Source organism: Streptomyces sp. NPDC088554 (assembly GCF_044752945.1).
Taxonomy (GTDB): Bacteria; Actinomycetota; Actinomycetes; order Streptomycetales; family Streptomycetaceae; genus Streptomyces.
In genome coordinates, this window is the sequence record NZ_JBIVMF010000019.1 from 15578 (window position 1) to 35924 (window position 20347).

14 protein-coding genes and 2 tRNA genes are annotated in these 20347 nt (G+C 68.0%); 8 read left to right on the forward strand and 8 right to left on the reverse strand.

Annotated elements, in window-relative coordinates:
• Nucleotides 1-241 precede the first annotated feature (241 nt).
• The 6 genes from gyrB to ACIP8W_RS22170 all read left to right on the forward strand — a co-directional run bounded on the left by gyrB (nucleotide 242) and on the right by ACIP8W_RS22170 (nucleotide 7979).
• Nucleotides 242-2320 carry a DNA topoisomerase (ATP-hydrolyzing) subunit B gene (gene gyrB, locus ACIP8W_RS22145; RefSeq protein ID WP_401954925.1) on the forward strand — a complete coding sequence of 693 codons (2079 nt, stop codon included), beginning with the start codon at nucleotides 242-244 and terminating at the stop codon, nucleotides 2318-2320.
• 51 nt (nucleotides 2321-2371) lie between these two features.
• On the forward strand, nucleotides 2372-5011 hold the full coding sequence (gene gyrA, locus ACIP8W_RS22150) for a DNA gyrase subunit A (protein WP_402204283.1): 2640 nt from the start codon (nucleotides 2372-2374) through the stop codon (nucleotides 5009-5011).
• An 88-nt stretch (nucleotides 5012-5099) separates the two neighbouring features.
• On the forward strand, nucleotides 5100-5717 hold the full coding sequence (locus ACIP8W_RS22155) for a DUF3566 domain-containing protein (RefSeq protein WP_401954921.1): 618 nt from the start codon (nucleotides 5100-5102) through the stop codon (nucleotides 5715-5717).
• 58 nt (nucleotides 5718-5775) lie between these two features.
• Nucleotides 5776-5849: transfer RNA gene (locus ACIP8W_RS22160), tRNA-Ile, on the forward strand.
• Between the two features lie 280 nt (nucleotides 5850-6129).
• Nucleotides 6130-6264, forward strand: coding sequence for a DLW-39 family protein (locus ACIP8W_RS22165; protein ID WP_003958712.1), 135 nt, complete (start codon nucleotides 6130-6132; stop codon nucleotides 6262-6264).
• 272 nt (nucleotides 6265-6536) lie between these two features.
• The gene (locus tag ACIP8W_RS22170) at nucleotides 6537-7979 is read left to right on the forward strand and encodes a hypothetical protein (protein ID WP_402204284.1); all 1443 of its coding nucleotides are present in this window, start codon (nucleotides 6537-6539) and stop codon (nucleotides 7977-7979) included.
• Nucleotides 7980-8000: 21 nt separating this feature from the next.
• Here the strand turns inward: ACIP8W_RS22170 and ACIP8W_RS22175 are convergent, their stop codons facing one another.
• Nucleotides 8001-9398, reverse strand: a complete 1398-nt coding sequence (locus tag ACIP8W_RS22175) for a protein kinase (RefSeq protein ID WP_402204285.1) — start codon at nucleotides 9396-9398, stop codon at nucleotides 8001-8003.
• A 315-nt stretch (nucleotides 9399-9713) separates the two neighbouring features.
• Nucleotides 9714-10262, reverse strand: a complete 549-nt coding sequence (locus ACIP8W_RS22180) for a helix-turn-helix domain-containing protein (RefSeq protein ID WP_401954914.1) — start codon at nucleotides 10260-10262, stop codon at nucleotides 9714-9716.
• Between the two features lie 183 nt (nucleotides 10263-10445).
• On the opposite strand from ACIP8W_RS22180, the gene ACIP8W_RS22185 reads away from it, so the two are divergent.
• A tRNA-Ala gene (locus ACIP8W_RS22185) sits at nucleotides 10446-10518 on the forward strand.
• Nucleotides 10519-10947: 429 nt separating this feature from the next.
• Nucleotides 10948-11994 carry a hypothetical protein gene (locus tag ACIP8W_RS22190; RefSeq protein ID WP_402204286.1) on the forward strand — a complete coding sequence of 349 codons (1047 nt, stop codon included), beginning with the start codon at nucleotides 10948-10950 and terminating at the stop codon, nucleotides 11992-11994.
• Between the two features lie 391 nt (nucleotides 11995-12385).
• Here ACIP8W_RS22190 and ACIP8W_RS22195 read toward each other — a convergent pair whose 3' ends face one another.
• From ACIP8W_RS22195 to ACIP8W_RS22220, 6 genes are all read right to left on the reverse strand, one after another.
• Nucleotides 12386-12616, reverse strand: a complete 231-nt coding sequence (locus ACIP8W_RS22195; protein ID WP_402147300.1) for a hypothetical protein — start codon at nucleotides 12614-12616, stop codon at nucleotides 12386-12388.
• Between the two features lie 97 nt (nucleotides 12617-12713).
• Nucleotides 12714-13691, reverse strand: a complete 978-nt coding sequence (locus ACIP8W_RS22200; RefSeq protein WP_402204288.1) for a trypsin-like serine peptidase — start codon at nucleotides 13689-13691, stop codon at nucleotides 12714-12716.
• 308 nt (nucleotides 13692-13999) lie between these two features.
• On the reverse strand, nucleotides 14000-14353 hold the full coding sequence (locus ACIP8W_RS22205; RefSeq protein ID WP_401954871.1) for a hypothetical protein: 354 nt from the start codon (nucleotides 14351-14353) through the stop codon (nucleotides 14000-14002).
• Nucleotides 14354-15756: 1403 nt separating this feature from the next.
• Nucleotides 15757-16587 (reverse strand): ferritin-like domain-containing protein, encoded by an 831-nt coding sequence (locus ACIP8W_RS22210; RefSeq protein WP_401954869.1) that lies wholly within the window; start codon nucleotides 16585-16587, stop codon nucleotides 15757-15759.
• Nucleotides 16584-17369 carry a ferritin-like domain-containing protein gene (locus ACIP8W_RS22215; protein WP_401954867.1) on the reverse strand — a complete coding sequence of 262 codons (786 nt, stop codon included), beginning with the start codon at nucleotides 17367-17369 and terminating at the stop codon, nucleotides 16584-16586. Before ACIP8W_RS22215 ends, ACIP8W_RS22210 begins: the two co-directional genes overlap by 4 nt.
• A 281-nt stretch (nucleotides 17370-17650) precedes the next feature.
• Nucleotides 17651-19768: a TIR domain-containing protein gene (locus tag ACIP8W_RS22220; RefSeq protein ID WP_402147292.1), complete on the reverse strand. Its 2118-nt coding sequence runs from the start codon at nucleotides 19766-19768 to the stop codon at nucleotides 17651-17653.
• Nucleotides 19769-20347 lie beyond the last annotated feature (579 nt).

The following is a 20347-nucleotide window of genomic DNA, read 5'->3' on the forward strand; positions in this document are numbered from 1 at the left end:
AGGTTGACAGTCGGAAGCGCTCAATGCCGGTGTGAGCCTCTTGGAGCCCCTTCCCGAATATGGGGAGTCGGTAGGCGCTCATTCAGGGCGGCACATGCGGACTCAGGTACCGGCAAACCCCCATTCGGGTCGGCGCTACCGGTAGACTGATGGCAATTCCCGCGTGCTTGTGGGAACAGTCAACAGATGCTGACACCAGCCGAACGACGCAGCCGCTCCCGTCTTGCTCGGAGAACGGCCTGTGCTGTGCCAGAAAGGGCGCTTCGTGGCCGATTCCGGCAACCCCAATGAGAAGACTCCGTCCACCGGCATCGGAGAGCACGGCGAGGTCACCGCCTCGTACGACGCCAGTGCCATCACCGTGCTCGAAGGCCTGGACGCGGTCCGCAAGCGGCCCGGTATGTACATCGGCTCGACCGGTGAGCGTGGGCTGCATCACTTGGTGTACGAGGTCGTCGACAACTCCGTCGACGAGGCCCTGGCAGGGCACGCGGACACCATCGACGTCACGATCCTCGCGGACGGCGGGGTGCGCGTCGTCGACAACGGCCGCGGTATCCCGGTGGACATCGTTCCGTCCGAGGGCAAGCCGGCCCTGGAGGTCGTGCTCACGGTGCTGCACGCGGGCGGCAAGTTCGGCGGCGGCGGCTACGCCGTCTCCGGCGGTCTGCACGGCGTCGGCGTCTCGGTCGTCAACGCCCTGTCGTCGAAGGTCGCGGTCGAGGTCAAGCGTGACGGCTACCGCTGGACGCAGGACTACAAGCTCGGTGTCCCCACCGCGCCGCTGGACCGTAACGAGGAGACGTCCGACTCCGGTACGACGGTCACGTTCTGGGCCGACCCGGACATCTTCGAGACGACGGAGTACTCCTTCGAGACGCTGTCGCGGCGCTTCCAGGAGATGGCCTTCCTCAACAAGGGCCTGACCCTGACGCTGACCGACGAGCGCGAGTCGGCGAAGGCCGTCGTCGGCGCCGACATCGCGGGTTCGGACGCCCCCGAGGGCGCGAACGAGGAGCCCGTCCGTACGGTCACGTACTTCTACGAGGGCGGCATCGTCGACTTCGTGAAGTACCTGAACTCGCGCAAGGGCGAGCTGATCCATCCGACGGTCATCGACATCGAGGCCGAGGACAAGGAGCGGCTGCTCTCCGTCGAGATCGCGATGCAGTGGAACGCGCAGTACAGCGAGGGCGTGTACTCGTTCGCGAACACGATCCACACGCATGAGGGCGGTACGCACGAGGAGGGCTTCCGCGCGGCGATGACCGGTCTGGTCAACCGCTACGCGCGCGAGAAGAAGTTCCTGCGCGAGAAGGACGACAACCTCGCGGGCGAGGACATCCGCGAGGGTCTGACGGCGATCATCTCGGTGAAGCTGGGCGAGCCGCAGTTCGAGGGCCAGACGAAGACGAAGCTCGGCAACACCGAGGCGAAGACCTTCGTGCAGAAGATCGTCCACGAGCATCTGACGGACTGGTTCGACCGCAATCCGAACGAGGCCGCGGACATCATCCGCAAGTCGATCCAGGCCGCCACGGCCCGGGTCGCCGCCCGCAAGGCGCGCGATCTGACCCGCCGCAAGGGGCTGCTGGAGAGCGCGTCACTGCCGGGCAAGCTGAGCGACTGCCAGTCGAACGATCCGTCCAAGTGCGAGATCTTCATCGTCGAGGGTGACTCCGCCGGCGGTTCGGCGAAGTCCGGCCGCAACCCGATGTACCAGGCGATCCTGCCGATCCGCGGCAAGATCCTGAACGTCGAGAAGGCGCGGATCGACAAGATCCTCCAGAACACCGAGGTCCAGGCGCTGATCTCGGCGTTCGGCACGGGTGTGCACGAGGACTTCGACATCGAGAAGCTCCGGTATCACAAGATCATCCTGATGGCGGACGCCGACGTCGACGGGCAGCACATCAACACGCTGCTGTTGACGTTCCTGTTCCGCTTCATGCGTCCGCTGGTCGAGGCCGGACACGTCTATCTGTCGCGTCCGCCGCTCTACAAGATCAAGTGGGGCCGGGACGACTTCGAGTACGCGTACTCCGACCGGGAGCGCGACGCCCTGGTCGAGCTGGGCAAGCAGAACGGCAAGCGGATCCGCGAGGACTCGATCCAGCGCTTCAAGGGTCTGGGCGAGATGAACGCGGAGGAGCTGCGGATCACCACGATGGACGTCGATCACCGGGTGCTCGGCCAGGTCACGCTGGACGACGCGGCCCAGGCCGACGACCTGTTCTCGGTGCTGATGGGCGAGGACGTCGAGGCGCGGCGGTCCTTCATCCAGCGCAATGCCAAGGACGTCCGCTTCCTCGACATCTGAGTCGGTCTCAGCTGACGGATTCGAAAAGGCCGAAAGGAAACACGACCAGCGATGGCCGACGAGAACATCCCCCCCACCCCCGACACATCCGAGACACCCGCCGTCACCGAGACCGCCGCCGCGGTCGAGGGGCTGTCGCTGCGCGTCGAGCCGGTCGGGCTCGAAACGGAGATGCAGCGCTCGTATCTCGACTACGCGATGTCCGTCATCGTGTCGCGCGCGCTGCCGGACGTACGGGACGGGCTGAAGCCCGTACACCGCCGGGTGCTGTACGCGATGTACGACGGCGGGTACCGGCCCGAGAAGGGCTTCTACAAGTGCGCCCGCGTCGTCGGTGACGTCATGGGTACGTACCACCCGCACGGCGACTCCTCGATCTACGACGCGCTGGTCCGTCTCGCGCAGCCGTGGTCGATGCGGATGCCGCTGGTGGACTCCAACGGCAACTTCGGCTCCCCGGGCAACGACCCGGCGGCCGCCATGCGGTACACCGAGTGCAAGCTCATGCCGCTGTCGATGGAGATGCTCCGGGACATCGACGAGGAGACCGTCGACTTCACGGACAACTACGACGGCCGCAACCAGGAGCCGACGGTCCTGCCGGCGCGCTTCCCGAACCTGCTGATCAACGGCTCGGCGGGCATCGCCGTCGGTATGGCCACGAACATCCCGCCGCACAACCTGCGGGAGGTCGCGGCCGGCGCGATGTGGGCGCTGGAGCACCCCGAGGCCGGTCACGAGGAGCTGCTCGACGCGCTGATCGAGCGGATCAAGGGCCCGGACTTCCCGTCCGGCGCGCTGGTGGTGGGCCGCAAGGGCATCGAGGAGGCGTACCGCACGGGCCGTGGCTCGATCACGATGCGCGCGGTGGTCGAGGTCGAGGAGATCCAGAACCGCCAGTGCCTGGTGGTCACGGAGCTGCCGTACCAGACCAACCCGGACAACCTCGCTCAGAAGATCGCCGACCTGGTCAAGGACGGAAAGATCGGCGGCATCGCCGACGTCCGGGACGAGACGTCCTCGCGTACGGGCCAGCGGCTGGTCGTGGTCCTGAAGCGGGACGCGGTCGCCAAGGTCGTACTGAACAACCTGTACAAGCACACCGACCTCCAGTCCAACTTCAGCGCGAACATGCTGGCGCTGGTCGACGGCGTGCCGCGCACGCTGTCGCTGGACGCGTTCATCCGGCACTGGGTGACGCACCAGATCGAGGTCATCGTCCGGCGTACGCGGTTCCGGCTGCGCAAGGCCGAGGAGCGGGCGCACATCCTGCGCGGGCTGCTCAAGGCGCTGGACGCGATCGACGAGGTCATCGCGCTGATCCGGCGCAGCGACACGGTCGAGATCGCGCGTGAGGGCCTGATGGGGCTGCTCGCGATCGACGAGATCCAGGCGAACGCGATCCTGGAGATGCAGCTGCGCAGGCTGGCGGCGCTGGAGCGGCAGAAGATCGTCGCGGAGCACGACGAACTCCAGGCGAAGATCAACGAGTACAACGCGATCCTGGCCTCGCCGGAGAAGCAGCGCCAGATCGTACGCGAGGAACTGGAGGTGATCGTCGACAAGTTCGGTGATGACCGGCGGTCGAAGCTGGTGCCCTTCGACGGTGACATGTCCATGGAGGACCTGATCGCCGAGGAGGACATCGTCGTCACGATCACGCGTGGCGGCTATGTGAAGCGTACGAAGACGGACGACTACCGCTCGCAGAAGCGCGGCGGCAAGGGCGTGCGCGGGACGAAGCTCAAGGAAGACGACATCGTCGACCACTTCTTCGTCTCGACGACCCACCACTGGCTGCTGTTCTTCACCAACAAGGGCCGGGTGTACCGGGCGAAGGCGTACGAGCTGCCCGACGTCGGCCGGGACGCGCGCGGTCAGCACGTGGCCAACCTGCTCGCCTTCCAGCCGGACGAGCGGATCGCGGAGATCCTGGCGATCCGCGACTACGAGGCCGTGCCGTACCTGGTCCTGGCGACCAAGGCCGGGCTGGTGAAGAAGACGCCGCTGAAGGACTACGACTCACCCCGTTCGGGCGGTGTCATCGCGATCAACCTCCGGGAGACGGAGTCGGGCGCGGACGACGAACTGATCGGCGCCGAGCTGGTGTCGGCGGAAGACGATCTTCTTCTTATCAGCAGGAAGGCACAGTCGATCCGCTTCACCGCGACGGACGACGCCCTCCGTCCCATGGGACGGGCGACTTCCGGCGTCAAGGGGATGAGTTTCCGCGAAGGGGACGAACTGCTCTCGATGAATGTCGTCCGGCCCGGTACGTTCGTCTTCACCGCCACAGATGGTGGGTACGCGAAGCGAACCGCGGTGGACGAATATCGCGTCCAGGGTCGTGGGGGTCTCGGTATCAAGGCGGCCAAGATCGTCGAGGATCGCGGGTCCCTCGTCGGCGCGTTGGTGGTGGAGGAGACGGATGAGATCCTTGCCATCACCCTCGGCGGCGGTGTGATTCGCACGCGCGTCAACGAAGTCAGGGAGACGGGCCGTGACACCATGGGTGTCCAACTGATCAACCTGGGCAAGCGTGATGCCGTCGTCGGCATCGCGCGGAACGCCGAGGCGGGGCGTGAGGCCGAAGAGGTCGACGGGAGCGATGACCCGGGGACCGAAGAGGCCGGTACGGCCGAGGTCGTAGCCGAGGGCACTCAGCCCCCGGCCGGGGAGCACGAGGAGTAAAAGCGTGAGTGGAGCCACGGGCGCCGGATCGAACGCTTCCGGAGGGAACGGTGCCCGTGGCCCTGCCACGGACTCCCAGGGGGTAGCGGTGACCGATGCCCGGGGGCAGAAGAAGCCCCCCTACGAGACGTACGGTGGCGAGCAGCCCAAGCCGGCCGCTCAGCCTTATCACCCGCCGCAGGCATACCCCACGCCGCAGGGCGGCGGGGGTACGCAGGGCGGCCAGAAGAAAGGCCAACAGGGAGCTCCTGTGACAACTGCCGTTTCGGGTACGGCCGCAGGCGCGGCGGCAGCGGCCGCGCGTCTGCCGAGGACCGGTGCGAAGACGACACCGCGGACGCGCAAGGCGCGGCTGAGGGTCTCCAAGGCCGACCCGTGGTCGGTGATGAAGGTCAGTTTCCTGCTCTCGATCGCGCTCGGACTGTGCACGATCGTGGCGGCGGCGGTGCTGTGGATGGTCATGGACGCGATGGGCGTCTTCTCGACGGTCGGCGGCACGATCAGCGAGGCCACCGGGTCGAACGAGAGCAACGGCTTCGATCTCCAGTCGTTCCTGTCGCTGCCGCGGGTGCTGGTCTTCACCTCGGTCATCGCGGTGATCGACGTGGTCCTGGCGACCGCGCTGGCCACGCTCGGGGCCTTCATCTACAACCTCTCCGCCGGTTTTGTGGGCGGTGTCGAGCTGACGCTCGCCGAGGACGAGTAGGCGCCGGATACCGATTTTGGGGCTGGCCCTGAAGTGCGCTAATCTTCAGGGGCAGCGCGGGGCTATAGCTCAGTTGGTTAGAGCGCATCCCTGATAAGGATGAGGCCACAGGTTCAAATCCTGTTAGCCCCACCGCGACAGTCGGCCCGTACGGAGAACATCCGTACGGGCCGACTGCATAGGTGGCTCCGGTCCGGCGTGCAGCCGTGTGATGTCGGCGGGCTCCGTCGCGGTAGTGTCGTGATCCTTCCATCTGGCGCTCTTCTGATTCTCTGCTCGTCCGTTCTTTCTGCCGGTCTTTCCGCTGGAGAAAGCCGGGAGTTGGGCCGCGGGCAGGTCACCGATCGGTATCGACCGGTGTGTATAGTCGGGCGCCAGAAGTCCCCTACGTCAAGAAAGACGAGGTCGCGCGGTGAAGAAGCTTCTCTTGGTCGCACTGGCTGCCATCGGCGGACTCCTCGTGTACCGCCAGATCCAGGCGGACCGCGCCGAGCAGGACCTGTGGACGGAGGCGACCGACTCCGTGCCCGCAGGCTCGGGTGTGTGAGTCGCAGCAGTCCGAAATGCGAGCCCCGGCCGCCGAGCGGCCGGGGCTTCGTGCTGTCCGGACGCCTTTCGCGTGCCTTTCGTGCTGGTCGTGGGGACGGTCGGGCACGGGTGGGCGTGGAGGGTGGTCGCAGGGCGTCACCGGACCGTGACGCGAAGCTCTTGAATTCGCTCGCGCAAATCCATGGCTTGCTCCAGTGAAGGCGCCGTCGAGGGCAGACAGCGGCGGGACGGCCGGGGCAGGATGGGCCGGACAGGGCAGGGGGAAAGCGTGTGAACAGGCAGTACGTCAGGGAGCCGGGGGCGCGGTCCCGGGCGGCGGCGATGTGCGCGGCCATGGCCGTGTGCGCGGTGGCGGTCATGCCGGGGCAGGCGCGGGCCGCCGGTGAGCCGAGCCCGTACGTCTTCCAGCCCGGCGCCGAGCGGATCACCGGAGCGGCAACCACGAGCGAGGCGGACAAGCTCGTCGTGGGCACGGCCTACCGGGACTCGATCGGGCCGGCCGGCCGGCTCATCTACCGGATCGACCTCGACGCGGAGACGAACACGTACGTCTCGGTGGTCGCCGTGCCGAAGCAGGCCACGAAGGTCGACTCGGCGGACGCGATCAAGATCTCGTTGCAGAACAGCCAGGGCACCAACTGCACTTCCAACGAGGCCAGGTTCGGCGGGGTGGGCGAGTTCCCCCGGCCGCTGGCCGCCTATGCCTACCGGACGGTCGAGAAGGGCTCGTACTCCTGCCGGGAGGCCGGGCCGTACTACGTCGTCGTGGAGCGGGCCGGCGAGGAGACCTCCACGCCCGAGCCCTGGGAGCTGGAGATCCGTCCCGTCTCCGAGCCGGTCCTCGTGGCGGCGGGACCCACGCGGGCGCCCTCGCGGTGGCCGAGCGCTTCCCCCGGGCCGCTCACCGAGGCGTCGCGCGAGCGCGCGGGCGGGACCAGCTTCTACGACGCGAAGGGGCTCAGCACCGGCGAGTGGACGACGGAGATCGACCCGGGCGCGTCCCTCTTCTACCGGATCCCGGTGGACTGGGGCCAGCAGCTCTTCGTCGGCGCCGACCTGAGCAGCTCGGCGGGGCCGGGCACCGGGACGGGGGCGGTGAGCGGGGCGTTCACCATGTCGCTGTACAACCCTGCGCGCGGGCTGGTCGGCGGCAGTGGCCCGGTCTCGTACGACGGCAGGCAGAAGGCGGCCGCGATCGGCCCGCTGCCGCCGGTGGCGTACGAGAACCGCTTCGGCTACCGCACCGGTGACAAGGACATGCGGTTCGCCGGCTGGTACTACCTGCGGGTCAGCCTCAACCCCGAGGTGGGCGAGTCCTTCGGCGCGAAGCCGTACGGGCTGACGCTGCGGGTGAACGTCAGGGGCGAGGCGGAGGCGGGACCGGGGTACGCGGGGCCCGCGGGGGACTTCGGTGTCACCCCGACCGACCGGGAGCAGGCCGAGGCCGGGCGGAGCGGCCCGGACGCGGCGGCCGGCTCGACGATGAAGGTGGTCGCCGCGGCCGGGATCGGCACGGGCACGGTGCTGGTGCTCGGCCTCGGGGTGTGGACGCTGCTCGCCCGGCGGCACGGCGGGCCGTCGGCGGTTCCGGAGGTCTCGTACGCGGCTTCGCCGGTCCAGCCGGTCCAGCCGGTCCAGCCGGTGTCTCCGGTGTCTCCGGTGTCTCCGACGGGGACGACGCGGCGGCGGTACGAGGCGCCGCCGGGCGGGTAGCGGTCGGGTCCGGGGCGGCGGTCAGGTCTGGGCCAGCGCCCAGATGCCCACCGTGAAACAGACCAGCGCCAGCAGCAGGACCGGGACCGTCACCTTCGGGGACGGTCCCGGACGCGTACGGGGGGCCCGGTGGTGCGGGCGCTGGGGGTTCTGCGGGCTCTCGGCGGTGTACGGGCGGGTGAGGGCCTCGTCGTGGCGTACAGACGCCATCTGGGCCTGGGGGGGATTGGGCGCCGTGGGGTGAGGGGGAGAACCCGGGTGGTGCGGTGGGACGGTGGCGGGGGGTTGCCGCGCCGCTGTCCACTGGGGCGGGGCCTGGTGGGGCGCCGGCCGGTGTGGCGTCGGTTGTTGTGGTGTTGCTTGGTGTGGTGCTGCTTGGTGTGGGGGGTGAGGTTGTTGCTGTGGTGGCTGCGGTGGTGGCGTTTGCTGGTGGGGCTCCTGCTGCCGGACCGGCGGGGGCGGGAGAGGGAAGCTGCCGGTCTCCGACATGGCGGCGGACGGCGCCGGGGTGCGCCGTTCCACGGGGGCCGGAGCGCTTCTGAGCGGGCCGGAGGGGCCGAAGGCGGGAGGCAGCGGACCGATCTGGTCGAAGACCTCGACCGGCTCGTCGTCGGCCCCGGGCTCGGGCAGCAGCTCCACGGCCGTGGCAAGCGCTTTGCGCGCGCCTGTGGCCGTACGGAACCTGGTGTGCGGGTCGGGCTGGAGCAGCCCCGCCAGGACCTGCCAGAGGGGCTCAGGGATGCCCTGGGGTGCCCCGGGGGTGCCATGCGCGGTGAAGTGCTCGATCAGGGCCTGGGAGTCGGGCTTCCGGCCCTGGAGCAGATAGAGGGCGACGAGCGCGACCGCGAAGAGATCGGAGGGGAAGTCGGGCTCTGCGCCCAGCAGTTGCTCGGGCGCGAAGTAACCGGGCGTGCCCACCACGTAGTTGGTCTCGGTCAGGCGTGGCTCGCCCTTGCGCATGGAGATGCCGAAGTCGGACAGCCGCAGATGCGGCCGTGCCGTGCCGGTCACCTCCAGCAGGATGTTGGCCGGTTTGATGTCGCGGTGCACCACCCCCTCCGCGTGCACCGCGGCGAGCCCGGCCAGCAGCTGATCGAGCAGGGTACAGACGAAGCGGGGTGGCAACGGACCGTAGTCGCCGATGAGATGCGCCAGCGATCCGCCGCTCACCAGGTCCATGGTGAACAGGACCTTGTCGTCGTCCGCGGCCCAGCTGGCCGGGGCGAGGACATGTGGGTGGTCGATCCTGAGCGCCTGCTCCCGGACGAACCGCAGCAGGGTGTGCGCGTCGCTCTGCTGGAGGACCTTCGCCGCCACATAACGGCGGCGGCGCTGGTCCCAGGCCCGCCAGACGGCACCGACACCCCCGCGTCCGATCGGGTCGATCAGCTCGTACCGCCCCGCGAAGACCTCACCCATTGCGCCGCGCTCGCTCCCAGTCGTCCTGTCCGGCGGTCCGCCGCCCTGCCCCCGGCCCGGTACCAGCGGCTGGTGCCCCTCCCGGCAAGCTTTGCCCCGTCGCGCCGCCCATCACGCCCTCCCCCGGCCACCTCCCCCGGACTCCGTCCGGGGATACCCCCGGAGGCGCCCCCACGCGGCGTTGGCCAGAAGCGCTGGTGGCCCTGCCCCGTAGCCTGAGGGCATGGGAGGTGCCCCCACCGAGGGCTCCCGGCCGCCTCGCGATCGCACGCACCGGACGACGCTCCTCACGGGGCAACATCGCCGGTCACGGCGCTAGCTCTGGTGCGCTTCGTAGTGGGCGACCGCCTCCGCGGTGCGCCCGGCGCCGTAGACCCTGAGGAACTCTGCCAGCTCCGGCTGGGTCGTGGCGAGGGAGTCGGCCGCGTCTATGATGTCGCCGGCCGCGGCGACCGACCGCAGCAGCGACTGGATCTCGCGCACCACGCGACGCACGGTGGGCGCGCCCGAGCTATTGGTTGTCTGGCTGGTGCCGGTGAGGACGGAGCCGCCCTGCGACTTCTTGATCTCCTCCATACGGTCCGTGGCCTCCCCGGCGCTGACGCTGCCGTCGGCCACCTGCCCCGCCAGGTCCTGGAGCGCCTGGACCCGCTGGACCACGGCGGGGTTGCCGATCTTCGCGCGTTGACCGCTCATCAACTGGGAGAGCATCGGGGCCGACAGCCCCAGGACCGCCGCGAGCCGGGCCTGGTTCAGGCCCAGGTCATCGATGAGGCGACGGAAGAGCGCCCCCAGCGGCTCTCCGTACCAGCTTCTCTGAAGCTCTCTGGCTCTGGCAGTCGATTCCTGCTGTGCGGCGTCCATGCGCGTCTCCCCATCGCTTCCCCATGCGGCAGCTTCGCTGCTGCGAACCTCGTGGGGCATCTTACGGAGAGTGGTTGTGCGCGGGGAGCCCCAATGGTTTTGCGGGATCCCGGGCCGCACCCGGTACTCTGGTTCCGGTGATGGGAGAGCCGATCTCTGTTCCTCGGCGTACCCATCTTTCCTGGGGCCTTAGCTCAGTTGGTAGAGCGCTGCCTTTGCAAGGCAGATGTCAGGAGTTCGAATCTCCTAGGCTCCACCGTATGAGAGCCTCCCTGACCTGCGGAAACGCGGGTCAGGGAGGCTCTCCGTGTTGATAACGTCAGCACCGTGTCAGCACCGGTCTGATTTACGGTGCCTTCCATGGCGTACATCAAGAAACGGGACAAGCGCGACGGAACGGCGAGCGTCACCGTCATGTGGAGGGTCGGCGGGGCCCGCGGCGGTAAGCAGGAATCGGAAGCCTTCGACGACGCCGAGGCTGCCGGGCGCTTCCGGGATCTGGTGAACGGACACGGCCGGCGGCCACCTCCCCGGCCCGGAGCACGTCTACGCCCTGCCCGGCGGCGGCGAACTGACGCTATCCGTCGGTGACCAGGTTCTCCTTCGGGCCAACGCCTACCGGGGCAAGCGGAGCCGAGGCGGGAACGAAGACGTGCTGAACGGCCTCCGCGGAATCGTGCGAGCCGTGGACGAGGAACACCGGGTGCTGGTCGAGTGGCGCGAGAAGAATGCCGACGGCCACCGTGACGTTGCCGAATGGGCCGATGCCGACTACATCGCACAGGGCGGACTCAGCCTCGGATACGCGATCACCGGCCACAAGTCCCAGGGCCTCAGCGTCCAAGAGGCCCTGGTCTACGGCCCCGGCGCGCAGGCGAACGCGCTCTACACAATGATGAGCCGGGACAAGAAGGAGTCGCACCTCTTCCTTCCGCTGTCCGTGTACGAGACGGACGCCGACCGTGCGCTCGGTGGCGACGCGCTCACCGAGCAGGAACAGCTCGACCGCGCTGTCGCGGGCCTCATCCGCGAGATCGAGAGCGGCACCGAGGAGCGCATGATCCTCACCGAACTCCCGAAGAACGCCGTCCCCGCCCAGCTGCGCCAGATCGTGGCCGACCTACCCACACCGCGCGCCCCTGGCGCCAACGAGCCGCAGCGGGAGGACACCCCGAAGCGGAACGCCCAGCCCGCCCCCAACGGCTCAACTGCTCCCACCGCGGACAGCACCGAGCCGGTTGCTTCAACCCCCTATCGCCACCTCAACGCTGACGCGTTGCGCGCCGCTGTCCGGAAGGCAGCCACTGCCGCCCGCACTACACGAAGTGCCGTTGAAGCCACTGAGGCGAAGGCCGCACATGCCGAGCAGCAGGCAGCGTCGGGCACCGGGCCGAACGGGCTCGCGCTCAGTCGCCGGCGCCAGGACCTCGACGCCCGCGCCGCCGCCATCCACGAGGTCCCGACACTCGACAGCGCCATTGCCGAACTCACCGCGAGGCGGAACGGCACGGAAGAGCGCCTGCGGCTGCTCGAACACCAACTGACCGCCACCAGCCGTTTCGGACGTACGGCCCTGCGGGGCGACGACCGGGTGCGTACCGAAGTTGCACGCGAAGCACTGCGCCGGAACCACAGAGGAGGACGGGCACGAACTGAAGGCGCTGAACAGGAAGCTCCGCGATCTTTCGTCCGTCGCCGGCCCCGCCGAAGAACACGAAGACGTACTGGCTGAGGTGGCGAAGGCCGAGCGTCACAAGGACGCCCTGCTCCGCCAGGCCCAGGAGCAGGACAGCGAGATCGCGAAGAACCTCCGAACCGATACGGGGAGTGCCAGAAGCACCGCGCACGGGGCTGCCCACCGCGAAGCCGGCCTACGTGCCGAACTGGAAAACCGCCGGTCCACGCCGCCGCGGGCAAATCACGCGGAACCGTCACAGACACGGAAGCCAGTGAGCCCCTACAGCATGGGCCGACACCACATGACAGATGCGGTAGACCAGGCTTCCACGGGACCGGATGACCCTTCCTCCGTACCGTTGCCAGGAAGGCTACGTAGAGGACCCACGATAGTCACATGATCGACTGGACAGTCCCTGGGGAACGGTAGGCCCTGACAGAAGTCGCTACTCCTCGTGCGGCATGGGTGCCGGTTCGGCCTGCTCCATGCGGCGGTCGGTCCAGTACTTCTCTACGTCGCGCTGGTTGTGCTGAGCCTCGGAGGTCGATGTGCCGCCCCCGGGCTCAGGCGGAGAGGCGGGGGACGCGGACGTGTCCTGACGGAGTGCGACGACGGTGGCCACAGCCGCAGCGACGCCTGCGGTGACGACGAGGGCGCGGATGCCGGAGCGCTTCATGGGCGACCTTCTTGGCGAGTGCGGAGCCGTACGGGAACGGCGCTCACCCCGCCACGCTACTGGCTGTGCGGCGGGGCGAACACCGATCCGCTGGATGTCAGGTGACGGAGCCCTGGTCATCGAACATCTGCTTGACGCTGTCGCCGAAGTAGGAACTCTTGTTCACGCCGGCGGAGTTGACCGTGCTCATGACCCCGTTGGTCTGGCCCAGCCCCGAGGACTGGTCGAACACGCGCATCCACGGGCCGCCGCTGGAGCCGCCGCCGAAGTCGCAGCCAAGCGCCAGCTTGCCGTCGGAGTCCGAGGTCCGGCCCTCGCAGTACCACTGGACCTCGCCGTTGTTCTTGTTGCCCGGGTAGCCGTTGATCGTGATGTCCTGCTCCCGCGAGTAGTTCCAGCTCAGCCCGTTGCCGCCGGTGCGGTTGACAAGCTTGTCGCTGCCCTGTGGCCAGGTCGTTACCATGGCGACGTCCCAGTTGAGGTCGCCGTTGTTGATCCAGCCGTTGAAGGCACGCATCTGCTTGGCGACGAAGTTGCCATAGGGTCTGTCGCCGTTGCGGTACCGGGGGACATACATCCAGTTATTCATCCAGTTACCGCCGTTGCCCTCGTGCACGCAATGGCCCGCGGTGATCGCCATCTGCTTCGAGTTGCTGTTGAGGGCGCTCGCCGAGCAGACGTAGTTCTTGCCGTCACTCGGCTTGGTGAAGAAGACTTTGCCGGCGACGGAGGTCTCGACGATCATCGTGCGTATCTCGCCTGAGGGGGCCGCGGCCGGGGTGGACCCGGGCGGGCCACTGGGCTGCTCCGCGGTGCCCGACGATCTCTTGGCGCCAGTGTCCTCCGGCGTCAACGGGATGGCGTTCCGCATGCGTTCGGGCGTCCAGTACTCCTCCACGTCCTCGGCGGCGCGTAAGTTGTCGACCCGGGCGCCGTCGACCGTGAGGGCAGGGAAGGCGGTGGTCGAGCCGGCGTCCTGCGTCGGCTCCGGCTGGGCGGAGGCAGGCGCGATGGTCGCGAGGACGACCGCGGTGGCTGCAGACAGGGAGAGCAAAACATGCCGAAATAGGCGCACTTACGTTCACCTTTCGAAGTCAGAGTCACTCTGCGGCGCACAACACGTTAAAGTCCGCGGGACCGCACGCGGAAGAGCGCCTGTCTGAACGCGAGGCAACTACCCCTGTATGAAGAGCTGTTGGGGTGCCATGCGCACCGGGAACGGCCGTCGGGCGGTCGTGGTGAGACGTAGGACACAGGCGGTGAGTTGCCTCCTTCGTGCACGACTGCGCGAGCAGCTGACCGCCATCGGCGACAAGCTCCTGGCACACCTGGATCCCGAGGCACTGCCCGGCGCCGGAGAGCAGGAAGAACGGCCATGACCGGCTACTTCCTGCCCGTCGTCGTCCTCCTCCAGCTCATGCGCGTCCGGGGCGCGCAGGGCGCGCATTCGAGGTCGTGCAGGATGCCGCGGACCTGGGTGGATCGTACGGTCGCGGAGTACTGGAGCAACGAGGTCGCGGTGTGGAGGGTCTGCTCGACGTCATCGCGGCGCAGGTAGGAGCGGGCGAGCCAGGTTCCGTGGAGGAAGGCGTCGCGGTCCTCGGTGCGTTCGGCGTGGGTCCCGAGCCAACCGGTGATGAGTGGATCGGCCTCGGTGAGCAGGGCGGCGCGGTGAGAGTCCGCCGCGTTGCCTGCGAAGGCGGCGACGATGAGGCTCTGCCCGGTGACAACCTTCAAGTCGGTGAGCCAGTAGAGCCACGGCGGTCGGGTGTCGAGCGCGTCCGGGTGGTCGAGGTGGCGCCGGGCTTCGTCGGTGGACTGGCGTAGGCCGTGGATGAGGTTCCCCCCCCGCCAGCCGGACCCTGCTCAGGCAGAACCTCGTCCTGGCAGCGTAAACACCCGCTGTCCAGTTCGCGGGGGGAACTTCAAGAGGGCGGCGGCGATGGGGTGGGACCAACCCCGCGGGCGCGGGGACCACAGTCGCCGACCTGCGGGTTTATTTGGGTAGGTGCCTGTTTTTACTTACTTCTCTAGATTCCGGCATAGCTCGCATTATTCGCTTCTTGGGAACTCGGTCGGGTTCTCCCGGCTTGCCGCTTGCATCCGCGTCTCCTCTGGCTTCTGTTCCCGAGTCTGCGTCGGTCTGCCTGCCGCTGGACTTCCCCTGCTTGGCTTTCGCGCCGTGCCAAATGTCGGCCCTGCCGCAGATCTTCGCGTTGACTTGAGCGTATCCGCGATCCCGAGGGGAGGGCGATCCGGTCAGGTTGCAGCGCGGTGGTGAGCCAGGCCGGAGCATCCCGAACGAGTTGCTGGAGAGGTCGATAGCGTTTGCCTGGGCAATCGTTGTTGAAGCACCAGGGTAACGGTTTCGGGTTCGAATCTCCTGGGCTCCACCGTACGAGAGAGCCTCCCTGGCCTGCGGAAACGCGGGTCAGGGGGGCTCTCCGTGTTGATGGCGTCAGCACCGAACTGTTTACGGTTCCGGGCATGGCGTACGTAACAAACAGGGGCGAACGGGGCGGGTCGGTGTAATGCGTCGTGATGTGGCGAGCCGGTGGGACAGCCGGAGGGAAGCAGGAATCAGAGGTTGTCGACGAGGGGTCGGCCGCCGAGCGATTCAAGGGTTGTCGACGGATATGGCCAGAACTGGCCCCCGGATGGATCCGCGGGCAGGGATTCGTTGCCGAGCGGCGTCGCGCGGAGACGATGTTCGAGTCCTTCGCCCTCGCCCGCGTTGATCGGCTCACCGGCATTCAGGGTGATACCCGATCGAAACGCGAAAACGGCCCGGGTCGTGGTGTGCCAAGTCGACGGGGGCCGGTGGGGTCAGGCTAGAAGGCATGGCGAGGTCTGCACCGACGCGGCAGTGGCCGAAGACGCGGTTTCCCGTTACGGGCAGAGATACGGGCGTACGCCGGCTCCGGACACTGAGTGTGTGTCGTTCTTCCGAGGTGGACAGAGCCGACCCGGACGCCGATGAGTAGTGCCTGTTCCAGGTTCTGCGTGAAATCTCAGGGGTTCGCCCCGCCATCCTGCCTTCGGCGGTGGTCCGGATCCCACAGCGGCGGTGTGGGGTGGTGGGAGGGGGTGGGTGCCCGATTTCCGGTGATCGGGCCGTGGACCGGGCACGCACCGGCTTGTCACACTGTCAGGAGGCTTGTTTTCGCCGCCTTGTCGACGGGGAGGAAAGCGTCCGGTACGGGGTACTGGCCGAGAACGAAGCGCAGGATGGCCGCGTGCATCGCTTCGACGGGTGCGATCGTCGCCGCTGTCTCGATCCCTGCGGCGCTCTTCACGTTGTAGGTCGCGAAGAGGTAGGTCTGTGCGGCCTGGTCCTCCAGCTGGAGGGCGAGCCCGGCGGCTTCTCCCACGTTCTTGGCCCTGCCCAGCGCCGCGGTGACGCTTTTCCGGTTCGACAGAGGTACATCGGTAATGGCCGGTTTGCCCGCTCCGGTGAGTACCGCGTTCCATGCCTTGGCGTGATCGGCGTGCTGGGCCATCGCCGTGGTGACGAACGTCGACACCGCAGGCGGTACGGTGCCCAGCCTGCCCGCCTTCGCCGCGGCCAGGGTCGCCCGGTACGCGCCGACCGCCTGGTTCTCCAGCGCGACCGACAGCGCGACGACCTTCAGATCGCCTGTGTACGTGACGGTGTCGGCGACGGGACTCGCCGGACCGTCGGCCGGTGCGGCCCCCTCCTTCTCACCGGAGCAGGCCGCCAGCAGGAACGCGGCCCCGACACCTCCGGCGCCCAGCAGAAACCGGCGGCGCCCGGGATCAGCCGGGCCCGCCCGCCCCGGAACCTCCCGCCCGTCACCGCTGCCACCGGCCCTGATCTGCTCGACCAGACCTGCGGCACTCACCCGCATCACCGGCAGCGTCTCACGGTGCGCCTCGTCCAGGTCCTTCGTCAGACGGACCAGCTCGTCCTCGCCGATGGGCAGCTCCCAGCCGCCTCGCGCGGTACTCATTTCACGGCCCCTTCCGAAATCGGCGACGCCAGTGTCGTCGGATAGAACGCAGCGGGGAAACCGACACTGCCGGCCGCCGAGGGAAGCCTGGCGGCATCGGTGGGAATCGCGATCAGGCTCTCGTCACCAGCCGCGAGCAATGCCTGTACCGCGAGCAGCGTCGCCCGGTGCTGCGCCTCGACGGGGGCGACCGACCCGAACAACTGGCGCAGCCGCGCGTCACTGACCTGGCCGACATTCTTCGTATACGTCTGCGCGGCCACGTCCTCCAGCGAGATGGCCAGCTTGACGACGTCCGCGGGGGTCTTGATGGTCGGCAGCGCCTTTCTGACGACGGCGGCGTACTTCGGGTCGGTCGCGGTCTGGGCCTTGCCGCCCGCCTGGGTGGCCGCCGCGTTGAACGCCTTGGCGTGCTCCTCGTGCTGCCGCGTGGTCTTGGCGATGAACGCCACGATGGTCTTGTTGCCGTCCTTGATGAACGGCAGTCCGGCCGCGGTCCGGTAGACGCTGACCGCCAGATTCTCCAGCGACGCCGCCGTCTGCAACGCCATGATGTCGTCCTTCGACGCCGCTGCCATCGCCCGGCCGGGGGTCAGCAGTGCCATCCCGCCGACCATGCCGGCCAGCACGCCGCCGCGCTGCCACCAGCGGGCCGCGGGCTCGACGGCTTCCGTGAACTCCGCCATCGCCCGGCCCGTGATCTTCAGAGCGTCGCTGTTCAGGTCCTGTGACTGCTCGGTGAGCTGTTCCAGCAGCCGGGTGTCGATGCGCTCAGCGCCCATCACGCCCCATCTCTTCTCGGCACCCGCACCACCACGGGCACTCCCACCGGCCACTCAACAGGCAAGCGGCTGACGGCGTGCTACCGATATCGCCCATGCGGCCCGCTCATTCACTACATCGAGCGCACAGCAGGCACAGACGAATCCGGGACCGCTTCGGCGGAGGAGTGACTGCCCGGGTGCCCATGGACCTTGACCACGTCTGCTACCAGGACGGCGCGCGCTCCGGCGTAGGCCATCCGTCTCCCCGGCCGCACGGTGATCCAGAGGAAAATGGGCCGCTAGTCGAGTGTGGATGTCAGGAGCCGTGAGCCTGAGAGCTCGGCCAGTTCGTTGGTGATAGCGGTCAGTGGCTCGCGGAGGCCGGCGAGGGACGTACGCATTTCGCCGGACCGGTCCCAGCGGCGTTCGTGCTCAATCGAGCTCATACCTTCGGGGCAGGCCGCTTCGTGCACGTGAAGTGCGGAGTGCCAGGTAGCCAGGAAGGGACGCAGCTGGTCGTTGACCAGGGCGGAGACGATGCGGGGGAGGGCGGTCTCGGCCGAGTCGGCTCCGACTCGGTGCAGTATTTCTCGGGCGGCGGAGAACATGAAGTGCAGGGAAGTGAGCGTTTCACGCAGGGATCCCTGGTCCGGTCCGAGGGGCTGGACGCCTACTCGGGTGACGAGTTCCACCTGGAGGTCAAACGCTGCGTTGCGTTCTGCCTGGCTGCGTGAGGACGCTGTCCTGCGGGGCACCGGGTGCTCCTGTCGGGCCGGGGCTGAGGGGGCATGTCCCAGGATATGGCCGTAGGCGGGGTTGGCGAGGGTTTGCAGCAGAGCCCGGCGGAGGTCTTCCTGCCGTGCGGTGTCGCTGTCATGCCGATGGACGGCGCGTGCCAGCAGGGGGTGCACGGTCCAGGATCTGCTGTCGAGCGATGTCTGCTGGACGGCGCCCTCGCCGAGCAGTATGTCGATGGCCTCGCCCACGTGATGGGTCGCCTCCCACGGACCGTACGGCTCGACTGCGGCCAGGGAATGTTCGAGTGCTGATTGGTCCAGGGCAGCCGGGCACGCGATGGCCAGGAGCCGCAGTACGTCATCGGCGGGGGCCCGGGAGGAGAGAGGCCGGGCGAGCAGAGCCGCGGTCAGGGGCTTGCCCGTACGGCCCCCGTCGGAACTGGACGGCCGGCCCCACAGGGACAGCACGTCAGTGGTTGAGTTGTGCAGGCGACTGCGTACGTGGGTGAAGCTGTCCGTGGCCGAGCGCTCGGCCACGATGTCGAGAGCCTGCGGGTGGCCGCCGAGATCATGGATCAGAGCGTGTGCCGCTGTCTGCTCGTCGAGGTTCTGGGGTTCGCGGCGGGAGGTGATCAGGTGATAGGCGTCGGCGTCCGGCAGCGGGGTGAGATCGATGGGCTCGGCGAAGGCTGTGTACCGCTGGGAACGGGTGGTCACCAAGGTGGCCGCCAGCAGATGGGGGCCGCGCAACAGTTCCAGAAGGTCGGGCGGAAGGCCATCGGGGACACCGTCCACAACCCACAGACAAGGAGCGTTCCGCTCCCCGAAGGCTACGGCCAGTCGGCTGAGGAGATGGGGAAGGGGCGCGTGACGGGACTCGATCCCGAGCGCGGACATCACGGTGGACACCTGTTCGGCGTAGGCGTCCAGGACATCGGAGGAAGCGTTCGCGTGGCAGCTGTGCAGGTCGAACCAGAAGATGCCGCCGGGGAAGGACGGGCCGAACCGCAAGGCGTACTCCTGCGCCAGCAAGGATTTTCCGATGCCGGGCATTCCGCGCAACTGGGCGGTACGGCCGTCACCGGTCGGTGTCACGAGCGGAGCCCTGTGCCGATGCAGAGCGGTGTGGACGCGCCATTGCTCGGCAAGCCTGCCAGTGAAACGGCGTGAACCAGTACGGGAAGGGGCGGGCAGCCAGGCGACCGGAGGAGCGGGCGCGGTCTCGCCCATGGGCGTGTCCAGTGTGGCCAGATACGCCGAGACCCGTGCCGCGAGTCGTCGGGCGGACTGTGTGTCCCCGGGCAGCGGCCCGTGGCGGGAGTCCCGCAGTTCCACGGGGTGCACGTGCCCGGAGGTGGCCTCGGGGTTGATCACCAGGATCCGTCGCCGCGGATCCCCTTCACGCTGTCCGGACAGGTAGGCGTAGGTGAGTTCCCACTGGCAGGCACGCCGCCTCGGGTATTCGGCCGAGTACACCGATAGCAGGATCTTGGACTGCGCCAGAGCGCGGGTGATGGTCGCGGTGATGGAGACGAAATCGTCCACCGCGGTGTCATCGACGAAGACTCGGAGGCCCTGGTCGATCAGGGCCGGTACGAACTGCTCCAGTAGCTTCGCATCGGACCGGCTGTAGCTCACGAAGACGTCCCACGGATCGGTCTCCGAGTCCTGTCGGCTCATCAACTGCCATCCCCTGGTGTGCATGTGGCCGGTCTTTCCCCCCGCGCTGGTCGTGCCCAGTATGGTGGGCACTCCGGCGGGCGCGGACGGGACGGGGGCTCGGAGTGTGGGGGCGTAGGCGACACCGCGGACGGGGAAGAAAAGCGCGCCCTGCGGAAGTCTCGGTTCAGCTGACGGTGCCCTTTATCGGCGGCATCAGCGGTACGTGGCGCCCGGACGATGCCGAACGCCAGGCCGCGTGGGAGCTGTACATCGAGCTGATCACCCGTGTCACTGTGCAACAACTGGGACCGCAGCGCGGCATCTTGCGCGAGGCACTGACTTCGTACTACACGATTTTTGGTACGACACGTGACATATTGCGGCGTTACGGTAGTGAGGTCTCGCCGCGCGACCGTGAGAACGAGATCACTTTCGGTGTCCTTGCTGTCACGATTCTGAACGGTGTTCTTCGCCCGGTGCTGGAGGAGTGGCACAGCGAGCTGAGTGACTACGAGGCGTCGCGCCCGCCCGCCGTTTCGGTCAGAGAACACGAACGGGCATGGAGCCGGGAACCGGAATTGCGTGCCGCTTTGGAGA

Coding starts and splice junctions, on each gene's coding strand:
- gyrA (WP_402204283.1), top strand. CDS start 2,372: ATGGCCGACGAGAACATCCCCCCCACCCCCGACACATCCGAGACACCC.
- ACIP8W_RS22175 (WP_402204285.1), bottom strand. CDS start 9,398: ATGGGTGAGGTCTTCGCGGGGCGGTACGAGCTGATCGACCCGATCGGA.
- ACIP8W_RS22180 (WP_401954914.1), bottom strand. CDS start 10,262: ATGGACGCCGCACAGCAGGAATCGACTGCCAGAGCCAGAGAGCTTCAG.
- ACIP8W_RS22195 (WP_402147300.1), bottom strand. CDS start 12,616: ATGAAGCGCTCCGGCATCCGCGCCCTCGTCGTCACCGCAGGCGTCGCT.
- ACIP8W_RS22210 (WP_401954869.1), bottom strand. CDS start 16,587: ATGAGTACCGCGCGAGGCGGCTGGGAGCTGCCCATCGGCGAGGACGAG.
- ACIP8W_RS22215 (WP_401954867.1), bottom strand. CDS start 17,369: ATGGGCGCTGAGCGCATCGACACCCGGCTGCTGGAACAGCTCACCGAG.
- ACIP8W_RS22220 (WP_402147292.1), bottom strand. CDS start 19,768: ATGAGCCGACAGGACTCGGAGACCGATCCGTGGGACGTCTTCGTGAGC.